We start from the raw sequence: 15,715 nt of genomic DNA, 5'->3' as shown, positions 1-15,715 counted from the left end.
CGGCGGTGCCGCCGCCCGCCTCGGCCGAGGCGGAGGCCGTGGCACGCACCGTGGCCGATTCCGTGCCGGCCGAAGCCTTGGCGCGTGGCAGCGCCCAGATGAGGATCGCGCCGACCGCCGGAAGGGCGATGGCGAGTGTGAGCCAGGGGATCATGTCAGAACCTCACAGCCAGCGTCGCGGCGACGATCACGGCGCCGATGAGCATGGTGAGCGCGTAGGTGCGGGCGAACCCGGTCTGCGTCCTGCCGAGCCCGGTGGAGGAGTCGCGGACTCCGGCTCCGATCCCGTTGACCGCGCCATCGATGACCTTGTCCTCGATGACCACCAGGGCCTTGGTGAGCACCTGGCCGGGCCGCATGAACAGACCTTCGTTGATCTCGTTGCCGTACAGCTCGTTGCGGGCCGTGTTGGTGACGAGGTTGCCCTTGGGGGCGGTGCGCGCCACGGGCTTGCGCAGGTACACCGCCCAGGCCACCGCCACGCCCAAGATCAGCACGACCAGGGCCGCGATGCCGTAGGGGGCGGTGAAGGCGTGCCCCACGGTGAAGTGGGGCGGTTCGGCGCCGGTGACGGGTCGCAGGAACGCGGCGAAGCGGTCGCCCGCCACCAGGAAGCCGCCCAGGGCGAGCGAACCGATGGACAGCACCACCATGGGGGCGGTCATGCTCACCGGGGACTCGTGCGGGTGGACCCCCTCGTCCCACCGCTTCTCGCCGAGGAAGGTCATGAAGAGCATCCGCGACATGTAGAAGGCGGTGAGCGCGGCGCCCAGGATGACCAGGGAGCCGAACACCAGGCCGGCGGTGCCGCCGAGACCGAAGGTGGCGGAGATGATGCTCTCCTTGGTCCACCAGCCGGACAGCAGCGGAACACCGATGATGGCCAGGTAGCCCAGACCGAAGGTGGCGAAGGTGATCGGCATCTTCGACGCCAGTCCGCCGTACTTGCGCATGTCGACGTCGTCGTTCATGCCGTGCATGACCGATCCGGCGCCGAGGAACAGTCCGGCCTTGAAGAAGCCGTGCGTGACCAGGTGGGCGATGGCGGCGGCGTAGCCGATCGGACCGAGCCCGGCGGCCAGCACCATCATGCCGATCTGGCTCATCGTGGAACCGGCCAGGGACTTCTTGATGTCGTCCTTGGCCGAAGCGATGATCCCTCCGGCCAGCATGGTGGCGGCACCGACGATCATGACGGTCAGCTGTGCCACCGGGGCGGCCTCGAAGATGGGGCCGGCCCGCACGATGAGGTACACACCGGCGGTGACCATGGTGGCGGCGTGGATGAGCGCCGACACCGGGGTCGGACCCTCCATGGCGTCCAGGAGCCAGGCCTGGAGCGGCAGCTGGGCGGACTTACCGCAGGCCCCCAGCAGGAGCAGCAGACCGATGGCGAGCAGGACACCCTCGCTCGCGCCCGGTACGGCCGCGAAGACGTCGCTGAAGCTCACCGCGCCCAGCACGCTGAACATGATCATGATCGCCACGAGCAGGCCGATGTCACCGACCCGGTTGATCAAGAACGCCTTCTTGGCCGCGGTGGCGGCGGTGGGCTTGTACTGCCAGAACCCGATGAGCAGGTAGGACGCCAGGCCCACGGCCTCCCAGCCCAGGAACAGCAGCACGAAGTTGTCCGCCAGCACCAGCACCAGCATCGCGGCGACGAACAGGTTGAGGTAGGCGAAGAACCTCCGCCTGCCCGGGTCCTGGGCCATGTAGCCGAGGGAGTAGACGTGGATCAGGGAACCCACGAACGTGATGAGCAGGACGAAGGTGATCGAGAGCGGATCGACCAGGAGGTTGATCCGCGCGGAGAAGTCTCCGGTCGCGAACCACTCGTAGACGGGGACGGAGACGCTGCGTGCGTCGGCGCTCCGTCCGAGGAGATCGAACAGGACCAGAACGGCCCAGACGAAGGAGACCACCGGGAGGGCGGTGGCCAGCAGTGGCCCCCAGGCGTTGGGGCGTCGCCCCCCCAGCAGCAGGATCGCCGCCCCCACCAGTGGCAGGGCGATCAGCAGCCAGGCGTTCGACAGCACCGCGCTGTCGGCCGCGGTCGCCGCGGAATCGGCGGCGAGGTACGCGTGATGATGTGTCACAGCCACGTCGCCTTCTAGTGCTTGAGCAGGTTGGCGTCATCGAGCGACGCGGACCTGCGGGTTCGGAAGATCTGCATGATGATCGCGAGGCCCACGACCACCTCGGCGGCGGCCACGACCATCACGAAGAAGGCGACGACCTGCCCCTCGATGTCCCCGTGCATCCGGGCGAACGCGACGAACGCCAGGTTGCAGGCGTTGAGCATGAGCTCCACGCACATGAAGACGATGATCGCGTTGCGTCGGACGAGAACGCCGACCGCGCCGATGGTGAACAGAAGCGCCGCGAGGACGATGTAGTTCATCGGGTCCACGTGGACTCGACCTCCTGCCCGTTGCCGTTGCCGCTGTTGTCGCCCTTGGCCTCGGATTCGGCACCGTCCTCACCACGGGTGGCGGGGACAGCCTCCTCTCCGGCGCCGGGTTCGCTCTTCTTGGACCGGACCGAGTCGGCGCCCCCTCCTGGGAGCGGTGCGGCCTGGACGTCCGTGGGCACACCCGACTGGTACTCGGGATCGCGTGCGGTGAGGACGGGGTTGAGGGAGAGCTGTGAGATCGAGCCGTCCGGCAGCAGCGCGGGCATGTCGATCGCGTTGTGCCGGGCGTAGGTGCCGGGTCCGGGCAGCGGGGTGGGGTGGTCTCCGCGGATCCGGTCCTCGGACATCTCACGCTGGGTGCGGCGCTTACCGAGGCGGGCGGTGTGCGCGAGCACCATGGCACCGAGCACCGAGGTGATGAGCAACGCGGCCGTGGCCTCGAAGGCGATCACGTAGCGCAGGATCAACTCACCGGCCAGCCAGGGAATACTGCCGCCGGCGACGGCCGCGCCACCGGCGATCCCGGCCGGGTCCCCCACGACGATGCGGGCGATCCCGGTGGTGAGGGCGCCGACGAAGCAGATCGCGACGATCGCCGTCATCAGCCGCTGTCCGCGCAGGGTCTCCACGAGGGAGTCCGCGGAGCTGACGCCCACGAGCATCAGCACGAACAGGAACAGCATGAGCACGGCGCCGGTGTAGACGACGATCTGGACCACCATCAGGAACGGAGCCTCGTTGACACCGTAGAAGATGGCCAGGCCGACCATGCTCAGCGCCATCGACATGGCCGAGTGGACGGCCTTGCGGGAGAAGACCACGCCCAGGGCGCCGAGCACCACGATGGTGCCCAGCACCCAGAACAGGCCGGCCTCGCCCGAGCCGATCGGCCCCGAAGCGGCCGAGTGCAGAACGGGGGATGTCGTGTCGAGCGGGGTCATCGCGTGGCCTCCGCGTTCTCCGGACGGTCCTGCGTCCCGTGCTGACCACGCCCGGTGGCGTAGTAGTCCTGCTCGTCATCGCCGAGCCGCATCGGGTGCGGGGGCTCCTCCATGCCCTCGGTGAGGGGTGCCAGGAGTTGCTCCTTGGTCCAGATGAGGCTCTGCCGGCTGTCGTCGGCGAGTTCGTACTCGTTGGTCATGGTGAGCGCCCGAGTGGGACAGGCTTCCACGCACAGACCGCAGAGAATGCAGCGCAGGTAGTTGATCTGGTAGATGCGCCCGTAGCGTTCGCCCGGTGAGTATCGGGCGTCGTCGTTGTTGTCGCCGGCCTCCACGTAGATGGCGTCGGCCGGGCAGGCCCAGGCGCACAGTTCGCACCCGATGCACTTCTCCAGGCCGTCGGCCCACCGGTTCAGTTGGTGCCGTCCGTGGAAGCGCGGCGCCGTGGGGCGCTTGACCTCCGGGTACTCGACGGTGGGCACCTTCTTGAACATCGTGTGGAAGGTGACACCGAATCCCTTGACGGGGTTGAGCCACTCAAGCACCGGTAACCTCCCCCTTCTTGTCGTTGCGTTCGGCGGTGCCGGCCTGAGCCGTCCGCGGCGGTTCGGCGAGCACGCTGCTGCCGTAGTGGGCGGCGGTGCTCGGGGGCACCGGGAACCCGCCGAAGGAGGGTTCCTCGTGTGCGCGGCGCGCGTTCGCCGCACGCGCTCGTGCCTCCTCGGCGCGTTCGCGGCGTACGAAGCGCAGCCAGGCGGCGAAGGCGGCGAGGGTCGCCACGGTGAAGGCCGCGACGACCGCCCCGATGAGGATCGGAGAGGCACCGTCCAGGACGAGCATGCGTACGACGGCCACACCGGTGATCCACACGAGCTGGATCGGGATGAGCACCTTCCAGCCGAGCTTCATCAGTTGGTCGTAGCGCACACGCGGAAGACTGCCGCGCGCCCAGATGAACAGGAACATCACGGCGACGAACTTGAGCAGCCACCACAGGGCCGGCCACCAACCCTCGTTGGCACCGGCGAAGATCGTGGTGACGCCGGGTGGGGCGTACCAGCCGCCCAGGAAGAGCGTCACGGACACCGCGGCGACGGTGCACATGTTCACGTACTCCGCGAGGAAGAACATCGTGAACTTCATGGACCCGTACTCGGTCATGAAGCCACCGACGATCTCGCCCTCGCCCTCCGCCAGGTCGAACGGGAGTCGGTTGGTCTCACCGATCATCGTGACGATGTAGATGAGGAAGGAGGGCAGGAGCAGCACCGCGAACCACAGGTTCTCCTGGGCGGCGACGATGCCGGAGGTGGTGAGGGTGCCCGCCATGATGAAGACCGCGACGAAGGACAGGCCCATCGCGATCTCGTAGCTGATCACCTGCGCGGAGGCGCGCAGGCCGCCGAGCAGGGCGTACGGGGACTGGGAGGCCCAGCCGCCCAGGACGAACCCGTACACGCCCAGTGCCGCGGTGGCCAGCACCAGCAGGGCGGCGATGGGCAGGTCGGTGAGCTGAAGCGGGGTGATGACCCCGAACATGTTCACCTCGGGCCCGATCGGGATCACCGAAAAGGCCAGGAAGGCCGGAATGGCGGCGATCATCGGGGCGGCGATGTAGACGAACCGGTCCACCCCGCGTGGGATCAGGTCCTCCTTGAGGGAGAGCTTGATCCCGTCGAACAGGGATTGCAGGAGGCCGAAGGGGCCCATCCGGTTGGGTCCGTGCCTTTGCTGCATACGGCCCATGACCTTGCGGTCGGCCATGATCATCATCAGCACGCAGACCATCAGGAACACGAAGATTCCCAACGCCTTGATGGTGGTGATCCACCACGGGTCGTTCCCGAAGGCGTTCAGGGTGCTCTCCGCGGCCAGTTCTGCCACGCGCGGATCGAGAGCGGCGGGGGTCACTGCTGCCTCCCGTTGGTGGTGGGCGCGGCCAGTTCGACCGTCTGCCCGGCGCCGGCGCCCAGGTCACGGCGGATGTCGCAACCGTGGGCGTTGGCCGGGAGCCAGACGACCCGATCGGCGATGTCGGTGACGACCGCGGGCACGGTCACCGAGCCGCGAGGGCCGGTGACCCGTAGCGAGCCGCCATCGGGGACACCGACCTCTTCGGCCGTGGTCTTGGACAGGTAGGCACGGGCCCTACGGGCGGTGCCGGCCAGGAAGGGTTCGCCGTCCTCCATGCGTCCGGTACCGAGCAGCTGCTTCCAGGTGGACAGCAGTGCCCGACCGGGTCCGGGTTCGGGCAGGGCCACGGGTCGGGCGGAGGGTCCGACGGGACGGTCACCCGCCCAGGTGCCCAGCTCCATCAGTTCGTTGTAGGCACTGGCGGAGTCGGGCAGACCGAGGTGGACGTCCATCTCGTCGGCGATCGCGGCCAGGACCCGAAGGTCCGAGAGGGCCCCGGGCACCTTGAGCGCGTCGCCGAAGGGCCGGTGGCGACCCTCCCAATCGACGAAGGTGCCGGACTTCTCGGCGACGGCGGCCACCGGGAACACCACGTCGGCGCGGTCGGTGACGTCACTGGCGCGCAGTTCCAGGCTGACGATGAACGGCACCTTGGCCAGGGCGGCACGGGCCGCCTCGGGGTCGGGCAGGTCGTCCAGTTCGACCCCGGCGATGACCAGGGCGTCCAGTTCTCCGGCCGCGGCCGCCGCGAGGATCGCGTCGGTGTCCCGGCCAGGGGTGCTGGGGAGCGCGCCCACGTTCCAGGCTCGGGCGACTTCGGCCCGGGCCGAGGCGTCCACGACGGAACGACCACCGGGCAGCAGGTTCGGCAGGGCTCCGGCGTCGATGGCACCGCGCTCGCCGGCCCGACGCGGAATCCACGCCAGGCGCGCGCCGGTTCGTTCGGCCAGTGCGACGGCCGCGGTCAGGGCGCCGGGAACGGCCGCGAGCCGCTCACCCACCAGGATGACCGCGCCTTCCTGACCGATGGCCTCGACGACCTCGGGGTGCTCCACGTCCAGGGAGTTGAGGGTGCGTCCCTCGTCGCCCGGAACGGTCGGCACGAGTGTTCCCTTGGTCTTGGTCAGGCCGAGGGTGGAGTGCGAGGCCAGGGAGTAGACCTTCAGGTCACGCTTGCGCATGCCCTTGCGCAGGCGCAGGAAGACCAGCGGCGACTCGTCCTCGGGGTCGAACCCGGCGAGCAGGACCGCGGAGGCCTTCTCCAGGGCCGTGTAGTCCACGTCCACCGGCCTGCCCGCCACGTGCGCGGCGAGGAAGGCGGCCTCTTCGGCTGAGTGTTCGCGGGCTCGGGCGTCCACGTCGTTGGTGTCCAAGGCCACCCGCGCGAACTTGGCGTAGGCGTAGGCGTCCTCGTAGGTCAGCCGCCCTCCGACCAGAACGCCCACGTTGCCACGGGCGGCGGCCAGGCCCTTGGCCGCCATGTTCAGGGCCTCGGGCCAGGAGGCGAACTCCAGGGCCCGGGAGTCCTCGTCACGGACCAAGGGGCGGCTGAGCCGATCGCTCTGGGTGGCGTAGGTGAACGCCCACCGCCCCTTGTCGCAGTTCCACTCCTCGTTCACCTGCGGGTCGTCGCCGGCCAACCGGCGGGTGACCTTACCGCGCCGGTGGTCGGTGCGCTGGGCGCAACCACTGGCGCAGTGTTCGCAGACGCTGGGGGTGGAGACCAGGTCGAAGGGGCGCGACCGGAACCGGTAGGCGGAACCGGTGAGCGCGCCGACCGGGCAGATCTGCACCGTGTTGCCGGAGAAGTAGGAGTCGAACGCCTCCCCTTCGGCGATACCGACCTGTTCCTGGGCTCCGCGCTCCATGAGTTCGATGAGCGGGTCACCGGCCACTTGCGCGGCGAACCGGGTGCATCGAGCGCACTGGATGCAGCGTTCCCGGTCCAGCAACACCTGGCTGGAGAGTGCGACGGGCTTGGGGAAGGTGCGCTTGACGTCGATGAACTCGGATTCGCCCTGGCCGTTGGACATGGCCTGGTTCTGTAGGGGGCACTCGCCGCCCTTGTCGCAGACCGGGCAGTCCAGCGGGTGGTTGATGAGCAGGAATTCCATGATCCCGCGCTGGGCCTTCTCCGCCACCGGGGAGGTCAGGTGGGTGTTGACCACCATGCCCTCCATCACGGTGATGGTGCAGGACGCCTGTGGCTTGGGCATCCCACGACCGTTGCCCATGTCGGGGATCTCGACCAGGCACTGGCGGCAGGCGCCGACCGGGTCGAGCAACGGGTGGTCACAGAACCTGGGGATCTGGATGCCGAGCAGCTCGGCGGCACGGATCAGCAGGGTGCCCTTGGGCACCTGGACCCGGAAGCCGTCGATGGTGACGGTGACCAGGTCCTCCGGGGGCGGAGCCGGCGAGGACCCGCCGGAGGTGTTGGAGGTGACGGTCACTTGTTCCCTCCCCCTTCGGTGGTGTTCGGGCGGTCCGCCCAGAGGGTGGACCTGGAGTGGTCGAAGGGACAGCCGCCCTTCTCGAAGTGGTCGACGTACTCCTGGCGGAAGTACTTGATCGACGACATGACGGGGCTGGTGGCACCGTCGCCCAGGGCGCAGAAGGAGCGGCCGAGCAGGTTGTCGCAGATGTCCAGGAGCTTGTCGATGTCGGCCTCGGTGCCCTCACCGCGCTCCAGACGGTCCAGGACCTGGACCATCCAGTAGTTGCCCTCGCGACAGGGTGTGCACTTGCCGCAGGACTCGTGGGCGTAGAAGGCGATCCAGCGGCCGACGGCACGCACCACGCAGGTGGTCTCGTCGAAGATCTGGAGGGCACGGGTGCCGAGCATGGACCCGGCGGCGCCCACCGACTCGAAGTCGAGCGGCGTGTCCAGGTGTTCCGCGGTGAAGATCGGCGTGGAGGAACCGCCCGGGGTCCAGAACTTGAGTTCGTGTCCGGCGCGGATGCCGCCCGCCATGTCGAGGAGTTCGCGCAGCGTGATGCCGAGCGGCGCCTCGTACTGACCGGGGTTGGTGACGTGCCCGGACAGGGAGAAGAAACCGAACCCGGCGGACTTCTCGGTGCCCATGGCGGTGAACCACTCGGCACCGTTGGCGACGATCCCGGGGACGCTGGCGATGGATTCGACGTTGTTCACCACGGTGGGCGAGGCGTAGAGCCCGGCCACGGCGGGGAACGGCGGCTTGAGCCGGGGCTGGCCCCGGTAACCCTCCAGGGAGTCCAGGAGGGCGGTCTCCTCACCACAGATGTAGGCGCCGGCCCCGGCGTGGACGACCACGTCGAGGTCGAAGCCACTGCCGAGGATGTCCTTGCCCAGCAAGCCGGCCTCATAGGCGTCGGCCACCGCCTGACGAAGCCGGCGGATGACGTGCAGGACCTCGCCACGTACGTAGATGAACGCCTGGTTGGACTTGATCGCGTAGGAGGCGATCGACACGCCCTCCAGCAACACGTGCGGGTTGGCGAGCATGAGCGGGATGTCCTTGCAGGTGCCCGGCTCGGACTCGTCCGCGTTGACGACGAGGTAACGCGGATTGGGATTGTCCTTGGGCAAAAAGCCCCACTTCATCCCGGTCGGGAAGCCCGCGCCACCGCGACCGCGCAACCCGGCTTCCTTGACCATGTCGACGATGCCGTCGGGCTCCATGGTCAACGCCTTGCGCAGCGCGTCGTAGCCACCGGTGGCCTGGTAACCGTCGATCGTGAAGGAGTCGGGACGGTCCCAGTTCTTGGACAGGATCGGGGTCAGGGTGGTCACTTGGCGCCCTCCTCACCCTGCTCGTCGGAAGATGGGAGGTTCGCGGGGTCCGGAGCCCGCCAGCCACGCTCTCGGGCGAGCTTGAGCCCGGCCAGCGATGGGCCGGTCGCCTGGACGCCCTCTCCGGCGCGACCGTCGTCGAAGCCGGCGAGCACACGCGATGCCTGCTTCCACGTGCACAGGCTGGAGGCCCCACGGGTGGGCGCCACGTCCTTGCCCAGCCGCAGGTCGTCCACCATCTGCTTGGCGGAAGCGGGCGTCTGGTTGTCGAAGAACTCCCAGTTGACCATCACCACGGGCGCGAAGTCGCAGGCCGCGTTGCACTCGACGTGCTCCAGCGTGACCTTGCCGTCCTGGGTGGTCTCCCCGTTGGCCAGGTCCAGGTGCTCCTTGAGGGAAGCGAAGATCTCGTCGCCGCCCATCACCGCGCACAGGGTGTTGGTGCACACGCCCACCTGGTAGTCGCCGCCCGGACCGCGCCGGTACATGGTGTAGAACGTGGCGACCGCCTTGACCTCGGCCAGGGTGATGTCCAGCTGGTCGGCGCAGAATTCCATGCCGGCCGCGCTGACGTACCCTTCCTCGGCCTGTACCAGGTGCAGCAACGGCAGCAACGCCGATCGCGGCTTCGGGTAACGGCCGATGATCTCCTTGGCGTCCTGCGCCAGACGGGCCACCACCTCGTCGGTGAAGACCGAGGTGGTCCGTTCGGTCTCGGCGGTGCCGTTGTCGTGGTTCTCGCTCACCGGTCCACGCCTCCCATCACCGGGTCGATACTGGCCACGGCCGCGATGACGTCGGCCACCGTTCCGCCCTCGCACATGGCGGCGACGGCTTGGAGGTGGGTGAAGGACGGATCGCGGAAGTGGACGCGGTGGGGACGGGTGCCCCCATCGCTGACGGCGTAGCAGCCGAGTTCGCCCTTGGCGCTCTCCACGGCGGCGTACGCCTGGCCCGCCGGGACCCGGAAGCCCTCGGTGACCAGCTTGAAGTGGTGGATCAGCGCCTCCATCGAACCGCTCATGATGTGCGCGATGTGGTCCGGGGAGTTGCCCAGACCGTCCGGGCCCAGGGCCAGCTTGGCGGGCCAGCCGATCTTGGCGTCCTCGATCATCACCGGGCCCGGTTCCAGCTTGTCCAGGCACTGCTCGATGATCTTGAGGCTCTCCTCCATCTCGGCGATGCGCACCCGGTAACGGGCGTACACGTCGCCGCCATCGGAGACCGGCACGTCGAACTCGTAGTTCTCGTATCCGCAGTAGGGCTTGGCCTTGCGCAGGTCCCAGGCCAGACCGGAGGCGCGCACCAGCGGACCGGTGACCCCGAGCGCCATGCAACCGGGCAGGTTGAGGTAGGCGACGTCCTTGGTGCGGGCCAGGTAGAGCGGGTTCTCGTCCAAGAGCTTGCGCATGATCTGGATGCGCTCGGGCATCTCCTTGAGCAGCTCCCGGACCTTGCCGACCGTGCCGGGCGGCAGGTCTTGGGCCACCCCGCCGGGACGGATGTAGGCGTGGTTCATCCGCAAACCGGTGACGAGCTCGAAGATGTCCAGGATCATCTCTCGCTCACGGAAGCCGTTGGTCATCACCGTGGTGGCGCCCAACTCCATGCCGAACGTCGCCATGGCCACGAAGTGCGAGGCCATCCGGTTGAGCTCCATGAGCATGACGCGGATGACGTTGGCGCGTTCGGGCACCCGGTCGGTGATGTCGAGCAGTTTCTCGACCGCCAGGCAGTACGCCGTCTCGTTGAAGAGCGGCGTCAGGTAGTCCATGCGGGTCACGAACGTGGTGCCCTGCGTCCACGTCCGGTACTCCATGTTCTTCTCGATACCGGTGTGCAGGTATCCGATGCCCACGCGGGCCTCGGTGCAGGTCTCGCCGTCCAGGGTGAGGATCAGCCGGAGCACTCCGTGCGTGGACGGGTGCTGCGGTCCCATGTTGACGACGAGGCGTTCGGCGCTGCTGCCCTGGGCCTTCTCGACGACCTCGTCCCAGTCCCCACCGGAGGCGTCGATGTAGTCCTCGGTGACGGTCATGCCGTGCCTCCCTTCTGGAGTGCCCTTCGAATGGCCGGTGTGGTGTCCGGGCGGTTCACTTGTAGTCCCGCCGTTCGTCCGGTGGGGGGATGGTGGCGCCCCGGTACTCGACCGGGATACCGCCCAGTGGGTAGTCCTTGCGCTGAGGGTGACCGTGCCAGTCGTCGGGCATCTGGATGCGGGTCAGCCCCGGGTGGCCGTCGAAGACGATTCCGAAGAAGTCCCAGGCCTCACGCTCGTGCCAGTCGTTGGTCGGGTAGACCGCGACGATCGACGGCACGTGCGGGTCGGCGTCGGGGCAGGTGGTCTCGACCCGGATCTCACTGTTGTGGGTGATCGATCGGAAGTGGTAGACCGCGTGCAGTTCGCGGCCGACCTCCTGCGGGTAGTGCACCCCGGCCACACCCGTGCACAGCTCATAGCGCAGGGCCGGATCGTCGCGCAGCACTCGGGCCAGTTCGACGAGTCCTTCGCGGCGCACGTGAAAGGTGATCTCCCCGTGGGCCACCTCGACGCGTTCGACGAGGTCCACCCGGTCCAGGGCGGTCAGCGCCGCCTCCAGGTCGTCGGCGACGCGGTCGAAGTCGGCGGTACGAGGGTCGTCGGGATCGGTGAAGGGGCGCCTGCTGTGCGCGGGAGCGCTCCCCCTCACCTGCAGACCACCGAAACCGGAGGTGTCGCCGCTGGTCGACGTACCGAACATGCCGGTGCGCTTGATCGGTGCGGCCAGCCGCTCACGGCCGCGCTGGTCCGGCAGGTTCTCCGCCGCCTCGTCGCGGTCGCGCTCGTATTCGTTGCTCATGATCAGTCCTTGGTCACCAGGGGCAGCGAACGCCGGAGCATCCGCTCCTCGGTCTCGGCGATCTCCTGCTCCCGGTGGGCGCCGAGCTTGGTGTTCTGCACCTTGTCGTGGAGCTTGAGTACGGCGTCCAGGAACATCTCCGGCCTGGGCGGGCAACCCGGCAGGTAGATGTCGACGGGGACGATGTGGTCCACGCCCTGGACGATCGCGTAGTTGTTGAACATGCCGCCGCTGGAGGCGCAGACGCCCATGGCGATGACCCACTTGGGTTCGGGCATCTGGTCGTAGATCTGGCGCAGTACCGGTGCCATCTTCTGGCTGACCCGTCCGGCGACCACCATCAGGTCGGCCTGACGCGGGGTGGCGCCGAACTTCTCCATGCCGAAGCGGGCGAGGTCGTAGTGGGGACCACCGACCGACATCATCTCGATGGCGCAGCAGGCCAGCCCGAACGTGGCGGGCCACATGGAGCTCTTACGCGCCAGACCGACGACCTGTTCGACCGTGGTGAGCGCGATCCCCGCGGGAAGTTTCTCTTCGAGTCCCATCAGCTTCGGACCTCCTCCGGGCTGGACTGCTGGGTCTGTGGGGCCTGGGGGTGGGGGGCCGAGGCCAGGGCACGGGTCAGTCCCATTCGAGGCCTCCCCGGCGCCACTCGTAGGCGTAGGCGATGGAGACGTTCACCAGGAAGAGGACGATCGCGATCAGACCGAACCAGCCGAGGGCGTCGAAGTGGATCGCCCAGGGGATGAGGAAGATGATCTCGATGTCGAAGACGATGAACATCATCGCCGTCATGTAGTACTTGATGGTGAAACGGCCGCCACCCGCGGGCTGTGGAGTGGGCTCGATGCCGCACTCGTAGGCCTGCATCTTGGCCCGGTTGTAACGCTTGGGGCCGATGATCGCGCCGACGACCATCGACACCACCACGAAGGCGGCGCCGATTCCGCCGAGCACGAGTACCGGTGTGTACAGCTCCACGGCTCACCCTCCTCCGCCGTACGGTCTGCCGGGCCCTGTGCCCGGCAGTTTTGTGAACGCTTTCACGTGCTTGTCCCGAATTCCTTGTGCTACCACCGAAATCCCCTCCGAAGTAACGGAGGGTTTTTCGATTCGGAGGAACCCTCCCGTTTTCTCCGGTCGGGTCCTCCTCGTTATGAGGTGTTCCTTCAGGCCGCGGGCGCGATCTTGGTCAGGCCGTTGATGACCCGATCCATCGCGTCGCCCTTGTTCGGTTCGGTGAGATTGGCGAGCATCTTCAGCACGAACTTCATGAGGGTGCGCTGGCGCAGCCCGTACTTGGTCGCGTACTTCATGAACTCGGGCTGACCGATGACCTTCACGAAGTAACGACCCAGGGTGTAGTAACCGCCGTAGGTGTCGGCGAGGATCTCCGGGTAACGCAGCAGGACTCGTTCCCTGGTCTGCTGGGTGGTACGACCGTGCGCCTGCACGATCACGTCCGCGGCGACCTGCCCGGCCTCCATCGCGTAGGCGATGCCCTCGCCGTTGAACGGGTTGACCATGCCGCCGGAGTCGCCGACCAACATCAGGCCACGCGAGTAGTGCGGGACCCGGTTGAAACCCATGGGCAGTGCGGCGCCACGGATGGTCCCCTTCTGGTTCTCCTCGGTGAAGCCCCATTCCTCGGGCATGGAGTCGGTCCAGCGACGCAGCAGCTTGCGGTAGTCCACGTCCTGGAAGGAGCTGGTGGAGTTGAGGACGCCCAGACCGACGTTGCTGGTGCCGTCGCCCACGCCGAAGACCCAGCCATAGCCGGGAAGGAGGACGTCCTTGTCACCGCTGCGGTCCCACAGTTCCAGCCAGGACTCCAGGTAGTCGTCCTTGTGCCTGGGGCTCTCGAAGTAGGTGCGTACGGCCACGCCCATGGGGCGGTCGTCGCGCTTACGAATACCCATGGCGACGGAGAGCCGGGAGGAGTTGCCGTCGGCGGCCACGACCAGCGGTGCCCGGAAGGTCACGGGTTCGCGGTCGGCGTTCTTGGCGTGGACCCCGACGATGCGGTTACTGCGCTCGTCCATGAGGGGGCCGGTGACACTGGTGCGTTCCAAGAGCTTGGCGCCGGCGCTCACGGCCCGTTCGGCCAGGATCTGGTCGAAGTCGTAGCGGGTGCGCACCAGTCCGTAATTCGGGTAGGCGGCCAGGTCGGGCCAGGGAAGTTCGAGCCGGACACCGGCGCCGACGATGCGCAATCCGTGGTTCTTGATCCAGCCCTCGTCCTCGAAGGTGATGCCCATCGAGGTGAGCTGTTTGACCGCCCTGGGGGTCAAACCGTCACCGCAGACCTTCTCCCGAGGGAAGGAGGTCTTCTCCAAGAGCAGGACGTCCAGGCCGGCCTGTGCCAGGTAGTAAGCGGTGGTGGCACCTGCGGGGCCGGCACCGACGACGATGACGTCGGCGTCGTGTTCGATCCGCTCCCGGCCTCTGGGAGCGGAGGTGGCTGTCTCACTCACGGGTGGGTCCTCGACTACTCGCGCGGTCCTACCGTGGCGGGCCTGTGCGGGTTCGACCCGCTCACGGGGGTGGTATGGGTCGGTTCGGGACTTCCGACTTATCCGTCATAGTGCCTTGTGGCCTACAACTCGTGCGCTTGTGAAGCACTTCACAAGCCTCTTTTCCGAAGTCTAGCCCCCCAAGAGCCAAGAGGCGACACCCGGGGTCCGTTCTTCAACGAATCGGATATGGGCCCCATAACCAACGAGAGCATGCCAAAGCTGTCACTCAGTGACAAAAGCGCAGCTCCCGGCGGATAAGTCAGCACAAGTGACTCAGCAGTAACATCAAAAACCCCAAGGAACGATGGCTCCTTGGGGTTATGGGCGAATTACGACCTGAAGAGAAGTTTTAAGACGAGTGGGCGGTATGCCGGATTTTACTTTTCCCGGAAACCTCGGTGTAGAGCCACCGTGCCGAAGGTCAGGTTCCGCCACGCCACCCGTGACCAGCCCGCGCCTTGGAGGTAGCCGGACAGCTCGGCCTGGTCCGGCCAGGCCATGATCGACTCCGAAAGGTAGTCATAGGCCTCGGAGCGGCCGGAGAAGGCACCGGCGATCTTCGGCAAGGCCGCCATCAGGTACGTCGAGTAGAGCTTGTCGACGAACTCCACCGGGATGTGGCTGAACTCGCAGATCACCAATCGGCCGCCGACCTTGGTCACCCGCAGCAGCTCCCGCAGGGCCTGGTCCACGTCGGCGACGTTGCGCAGACCGAAGGAGATGGTCACCGCGTCGAAGGTCTGATCGGCGAACGGCAGGGACAGAGCGTCACCGGCCACGAAGGTCACCCCGCCACGCGAGGCACCACCACGACGCTCGGCGCCCTTGCGGAGCATGCCGAGGGAGAAGTCGCAGGCGATGACGCGGGCGCCCTTCTTGATGAAGGACTCCGAAGAGGTGCCGGTGCCCGCGGCCAGGTCCAGGACCAGCTCACCACTGTGGGCGTCCACCGCGTCGACCACGGCCCGGCGCCAGACACGGTCCTGGCCGAGCGAGATGACGTCGTTGACGAGGTCGTAGTTCTGTGCGATGCCGTCGAACATCGCGGCGACGTCCTGGGGTTTCTTGTCGAGCTTCGCGCGGGTCATGGCAACAGCCTAAGGGGGCGCCACCGGCGACCGGGACCGGTCCGCCCTCAGACCGGGGCCTCCCCGAACCAGGAGCGCCCCACAGGGCGCGCGGCACCACCCACGCGAGCGGCTCGGGCGCCGAGACCCTCTTGGCCCGGAACCCACGACGAGAGCCGCGCTGATCAGCCGTCTCAAAGAGCAGGGCAGGCGACCACCCGAACGCGGCACCTACGACCCGAA

General features: G+C 67.6%; 15 protein-coding genes (1 of these 15 cut by a window edge). All 15 read right to left on the bottom strand.

What is annotated here, in order from left to right; all coding sequences use genetic code 11:
* Window positions 1-154, bottom strand: the 5' end (the start) of a protein-coding gene (locus D472_RS0107270) for an NADH-quinone oxidoreductase subunit M (protein WP_017603835.1). The gene continues 1,490 nt to the left of window position 1, outside the view; the window shows 154 of its 1,644 coding nt (coding positions 1-154); its start codon is at window positions 152-154; the stop codon falls past the left edge of the window.
* A gap of 1 nt (window position 155) precedes the next feature.
* Window positions 156-2,099, bottom strand: a complete 1,944-nt coding sequence (nuoL, locus tag D472_RS0107265; RefSeq protein WP_017603834.1) for an NADH-quinone oxidoreductase subunit L — start codon at window positions 2,097-2,099, stop codon at window positions 156-158.
* 14 nt (window positions 2,100-2,113) lie between these two features.
* Entirely contained in the window at window positions 2,114-2,413 is a 300-nt protein-coding gene (gene nuoK, locus D472_RS0107260; protein ID WP_017543069.1) for an NADH-quinone oxidoreductase subunit NuoK, read from the bottom strand.
* Window positions 2,401-3,357 carry an NADH-quinone oxidoreductase subunit J gene (locus tag D472_RS0107255; protein WP_017603833.1) on the bottom strand — a complete coding sequence of 319 codons (957 nt, stop codon included), beginning with the start codon at window positions 3,355-3,357 and terminating at the stop codon, window positions 2,401-2,403. Before D472_RS0107255 ends, nuoK begins: the two co-directional genes overlap by 13 nt.
* Window positions 3,354-3,902 carry an NADH-quinone oxidoreductase subunit NuoI gene (gene nuoI, locus D472_RS0107250; protein WP_017603832.1) on the bottom strand — a complete coding sequence of 183 codons (549 nt, stop codon included), beginning with the start codon at window positions 3,900-3,902 and terminating at the stop codon, window positions 3,354-3,356. Before nuoI ends, D472_RS0107255 begins: the two co-directional genes overlap by 4 nt.
* The gene (gene nuoH, locus D472_RS0107245; protein ID WP_017603831.1) at window positions 3,895-5,268 is read right to left on the bottom strand and encodes an NADH-quinone oxidoreductase subunit NuoH; all 1,374 of its coding nucleotides are present in this window, start codon (window positions 5,266-5,268) and stop codon (window positions 3,895-3,897) included. The genes nuoI and nuoH overlap by 8 nt, the downstream gene beginning before the upstream one ends.
* The gene (locus D472_RS0107240; RefSeq protein ID WP_017603830.1) at window positions 5,265-7,724 is read right to left on the bottom strand and encodes an NADH-quinone oxidoreductase subunit G; all 2,460 of its coding nucleotides are present in this window, start codon (window positions 7,722-7,724) and stop codon (window positions 5,265-5,267) included. Before D472_RS0107240 ends, nuoH begins: the two co-directional genes overlap by 4 nt.
* Window positions 7,721-9,046 carry an NADH-quinone oxidoreductase subunit NuoF gene (gene nuoF, locus D472_RS0107235; protein WP_017603829.1) on the bottom strand — a complete coding sequence of 442 codons (1,326 nt, stop codon included), beginning with the start codon at window positions 9,044-9,046 and terminating at the stop codon, window positions 7,721-7,723. The genes D472_RS0107240 and nuoF overlap by 4 nt, the downstream gene beginning before the upstream one ends.
* Window positions 9,043-9,792, bottom strand: coding sequence for an NADH-quinone oxidoreductase subunit NuoE (gene nuoE / locus D472_RS0107230; RefSeq protein WP_017603828.1), 750 nt, complete (start codon window positions 9,790-9,792; stop codon window positions 9,043-9,045). Before nuoE ends, nuoF begins: the two co-directional genes overlap by 4 nt.
* Window positions 9,789-11,084 (bottom strand): NADH-quinone oxidoreductase subunit D, encoded by a 1,296-nt coding sequence (locus tag D472_RS0107225; protein ID WP_017603827.1) that lies wholly within the window; start codon window positions 11,082-11,084, stop codon window positions 9,789-9,791. The genes nuoE and D472_RS0107225 overlap by 4 nt, the downstream gene beginning before the upstream one ends.
* Window positions 11,085-11,139: 55 nt before the next feature.
* A complete protein-coding gene (locus D472_RS0107220; protein WP_017603826.1) occupies window positions 11,140-11,886 on the bottom strand; it encodes an NADH-quinone oxidoreductase subunit C in 747 nt (248 codons plus the stop codon).
* Window positions 11,887-11,888: 2 nt separating this feature from the next.
* A complete protein-coding gene (locus tag D472_RS0107215; RefSeq protein ID WP_017603825.1) occupies window positions 11,889-12,434 on the bottom strand; it encodes a NuoB/complex I 20 kDa subunit family protein in 546 nt (181 codons plus the stop codon).
* A gap of 76 nt (window positions 12,435-12,510) precedes the next feature.
* Window positions 12,511-12,870: an NADH-quinone oxidoreductase subunit A gene (locus D472_RS0107210; protein ID WP_017603824.1), complete on the bottom strand. Its 360-nt coding sequence runs from the start codon at window positions 12,868-12,870 to the stop codon at window positions 12,511-12,513.
* 188 nt (window positions 12,871-13,058) lie between these two features.
* Complete coding sequence (locus D472_RS0107205) at window positions 13,059-14,363, bottom strand: geranylgeranyl reductase family protein (protein ID WP_017603823.1); 1,305 nt, start codon at window positions 14,361-14,363, stop codon at window positions 13,059-13,061.
* Between the two features lie 419 nt (window positions 14,364-14,782).
* The gene (locus D472_RS0107200; protein WP_017603822.1) at window positions 14,783-15,493 is read right to left on the bottom strand and encodes a demethylmenaquinone methyltransferase; all 711 of its coding nucleotides are present in this window, start codon (window positions 15,491-15,493) and stop codon (window positions 14,783-14,785) included.
* Window positions 15,494-15,715 lie beyond the last annotated feature (222 nt).

The sequence above is a fragment of the Nocardiopsis alkaliphila YIM 80379 genome (assembly GCF_000341005.1).
Taxonomy (GTDB): domain Bacteria; phylum Actinomycetota; class Actinomycetes; order Streptosporangiales; family Streptosporangiaceae; genus Nocardiopsis; species Nocardiopsis alkaliphila.
The sequence above is the reverse complement of the archived record's forward strand: the minus strand, read 5'-3'. Positions and strand labels throughout refer to the sequence as shown.

Coding starts and splice junctions, on each gene's coding strand:
- D472_RS0107255 (WP_017603833.1), bottom strand. CDS start 3,357: ATGACCCCGCTCGACACGACATCCCCCGTTCTGCACTCGGCCGCTTCG.
- D472_RS0107225 (WP_017603827.1), bottom strand. CDS start 11,084: ATGACCGTCACCGAGGACTACATCGACGCCTCCGGTGGGGACTGGGAC.
- D472_RS0107220 (WP_017603826.1), bottom strand. CDS start 11,886: ATGAGCAACGAATACGAGCGCGACCGCGACGAGGCGGCGGAGAACCTG.
- D472_RS0107215 (WP_017603825.1), bottom strand. CDS start 12,434: ATGGGACTCGAAGAGAAACTTCCCGCGGGGATCGCGCTCACCACGGTC.
- D472_RS0107200 (WP_017603822.1), bottom strand. CDS start 15,493: ATGACCCGCGCGAAGCTCGACAAGAAACCCCAGGACGTCGCCGCGATG.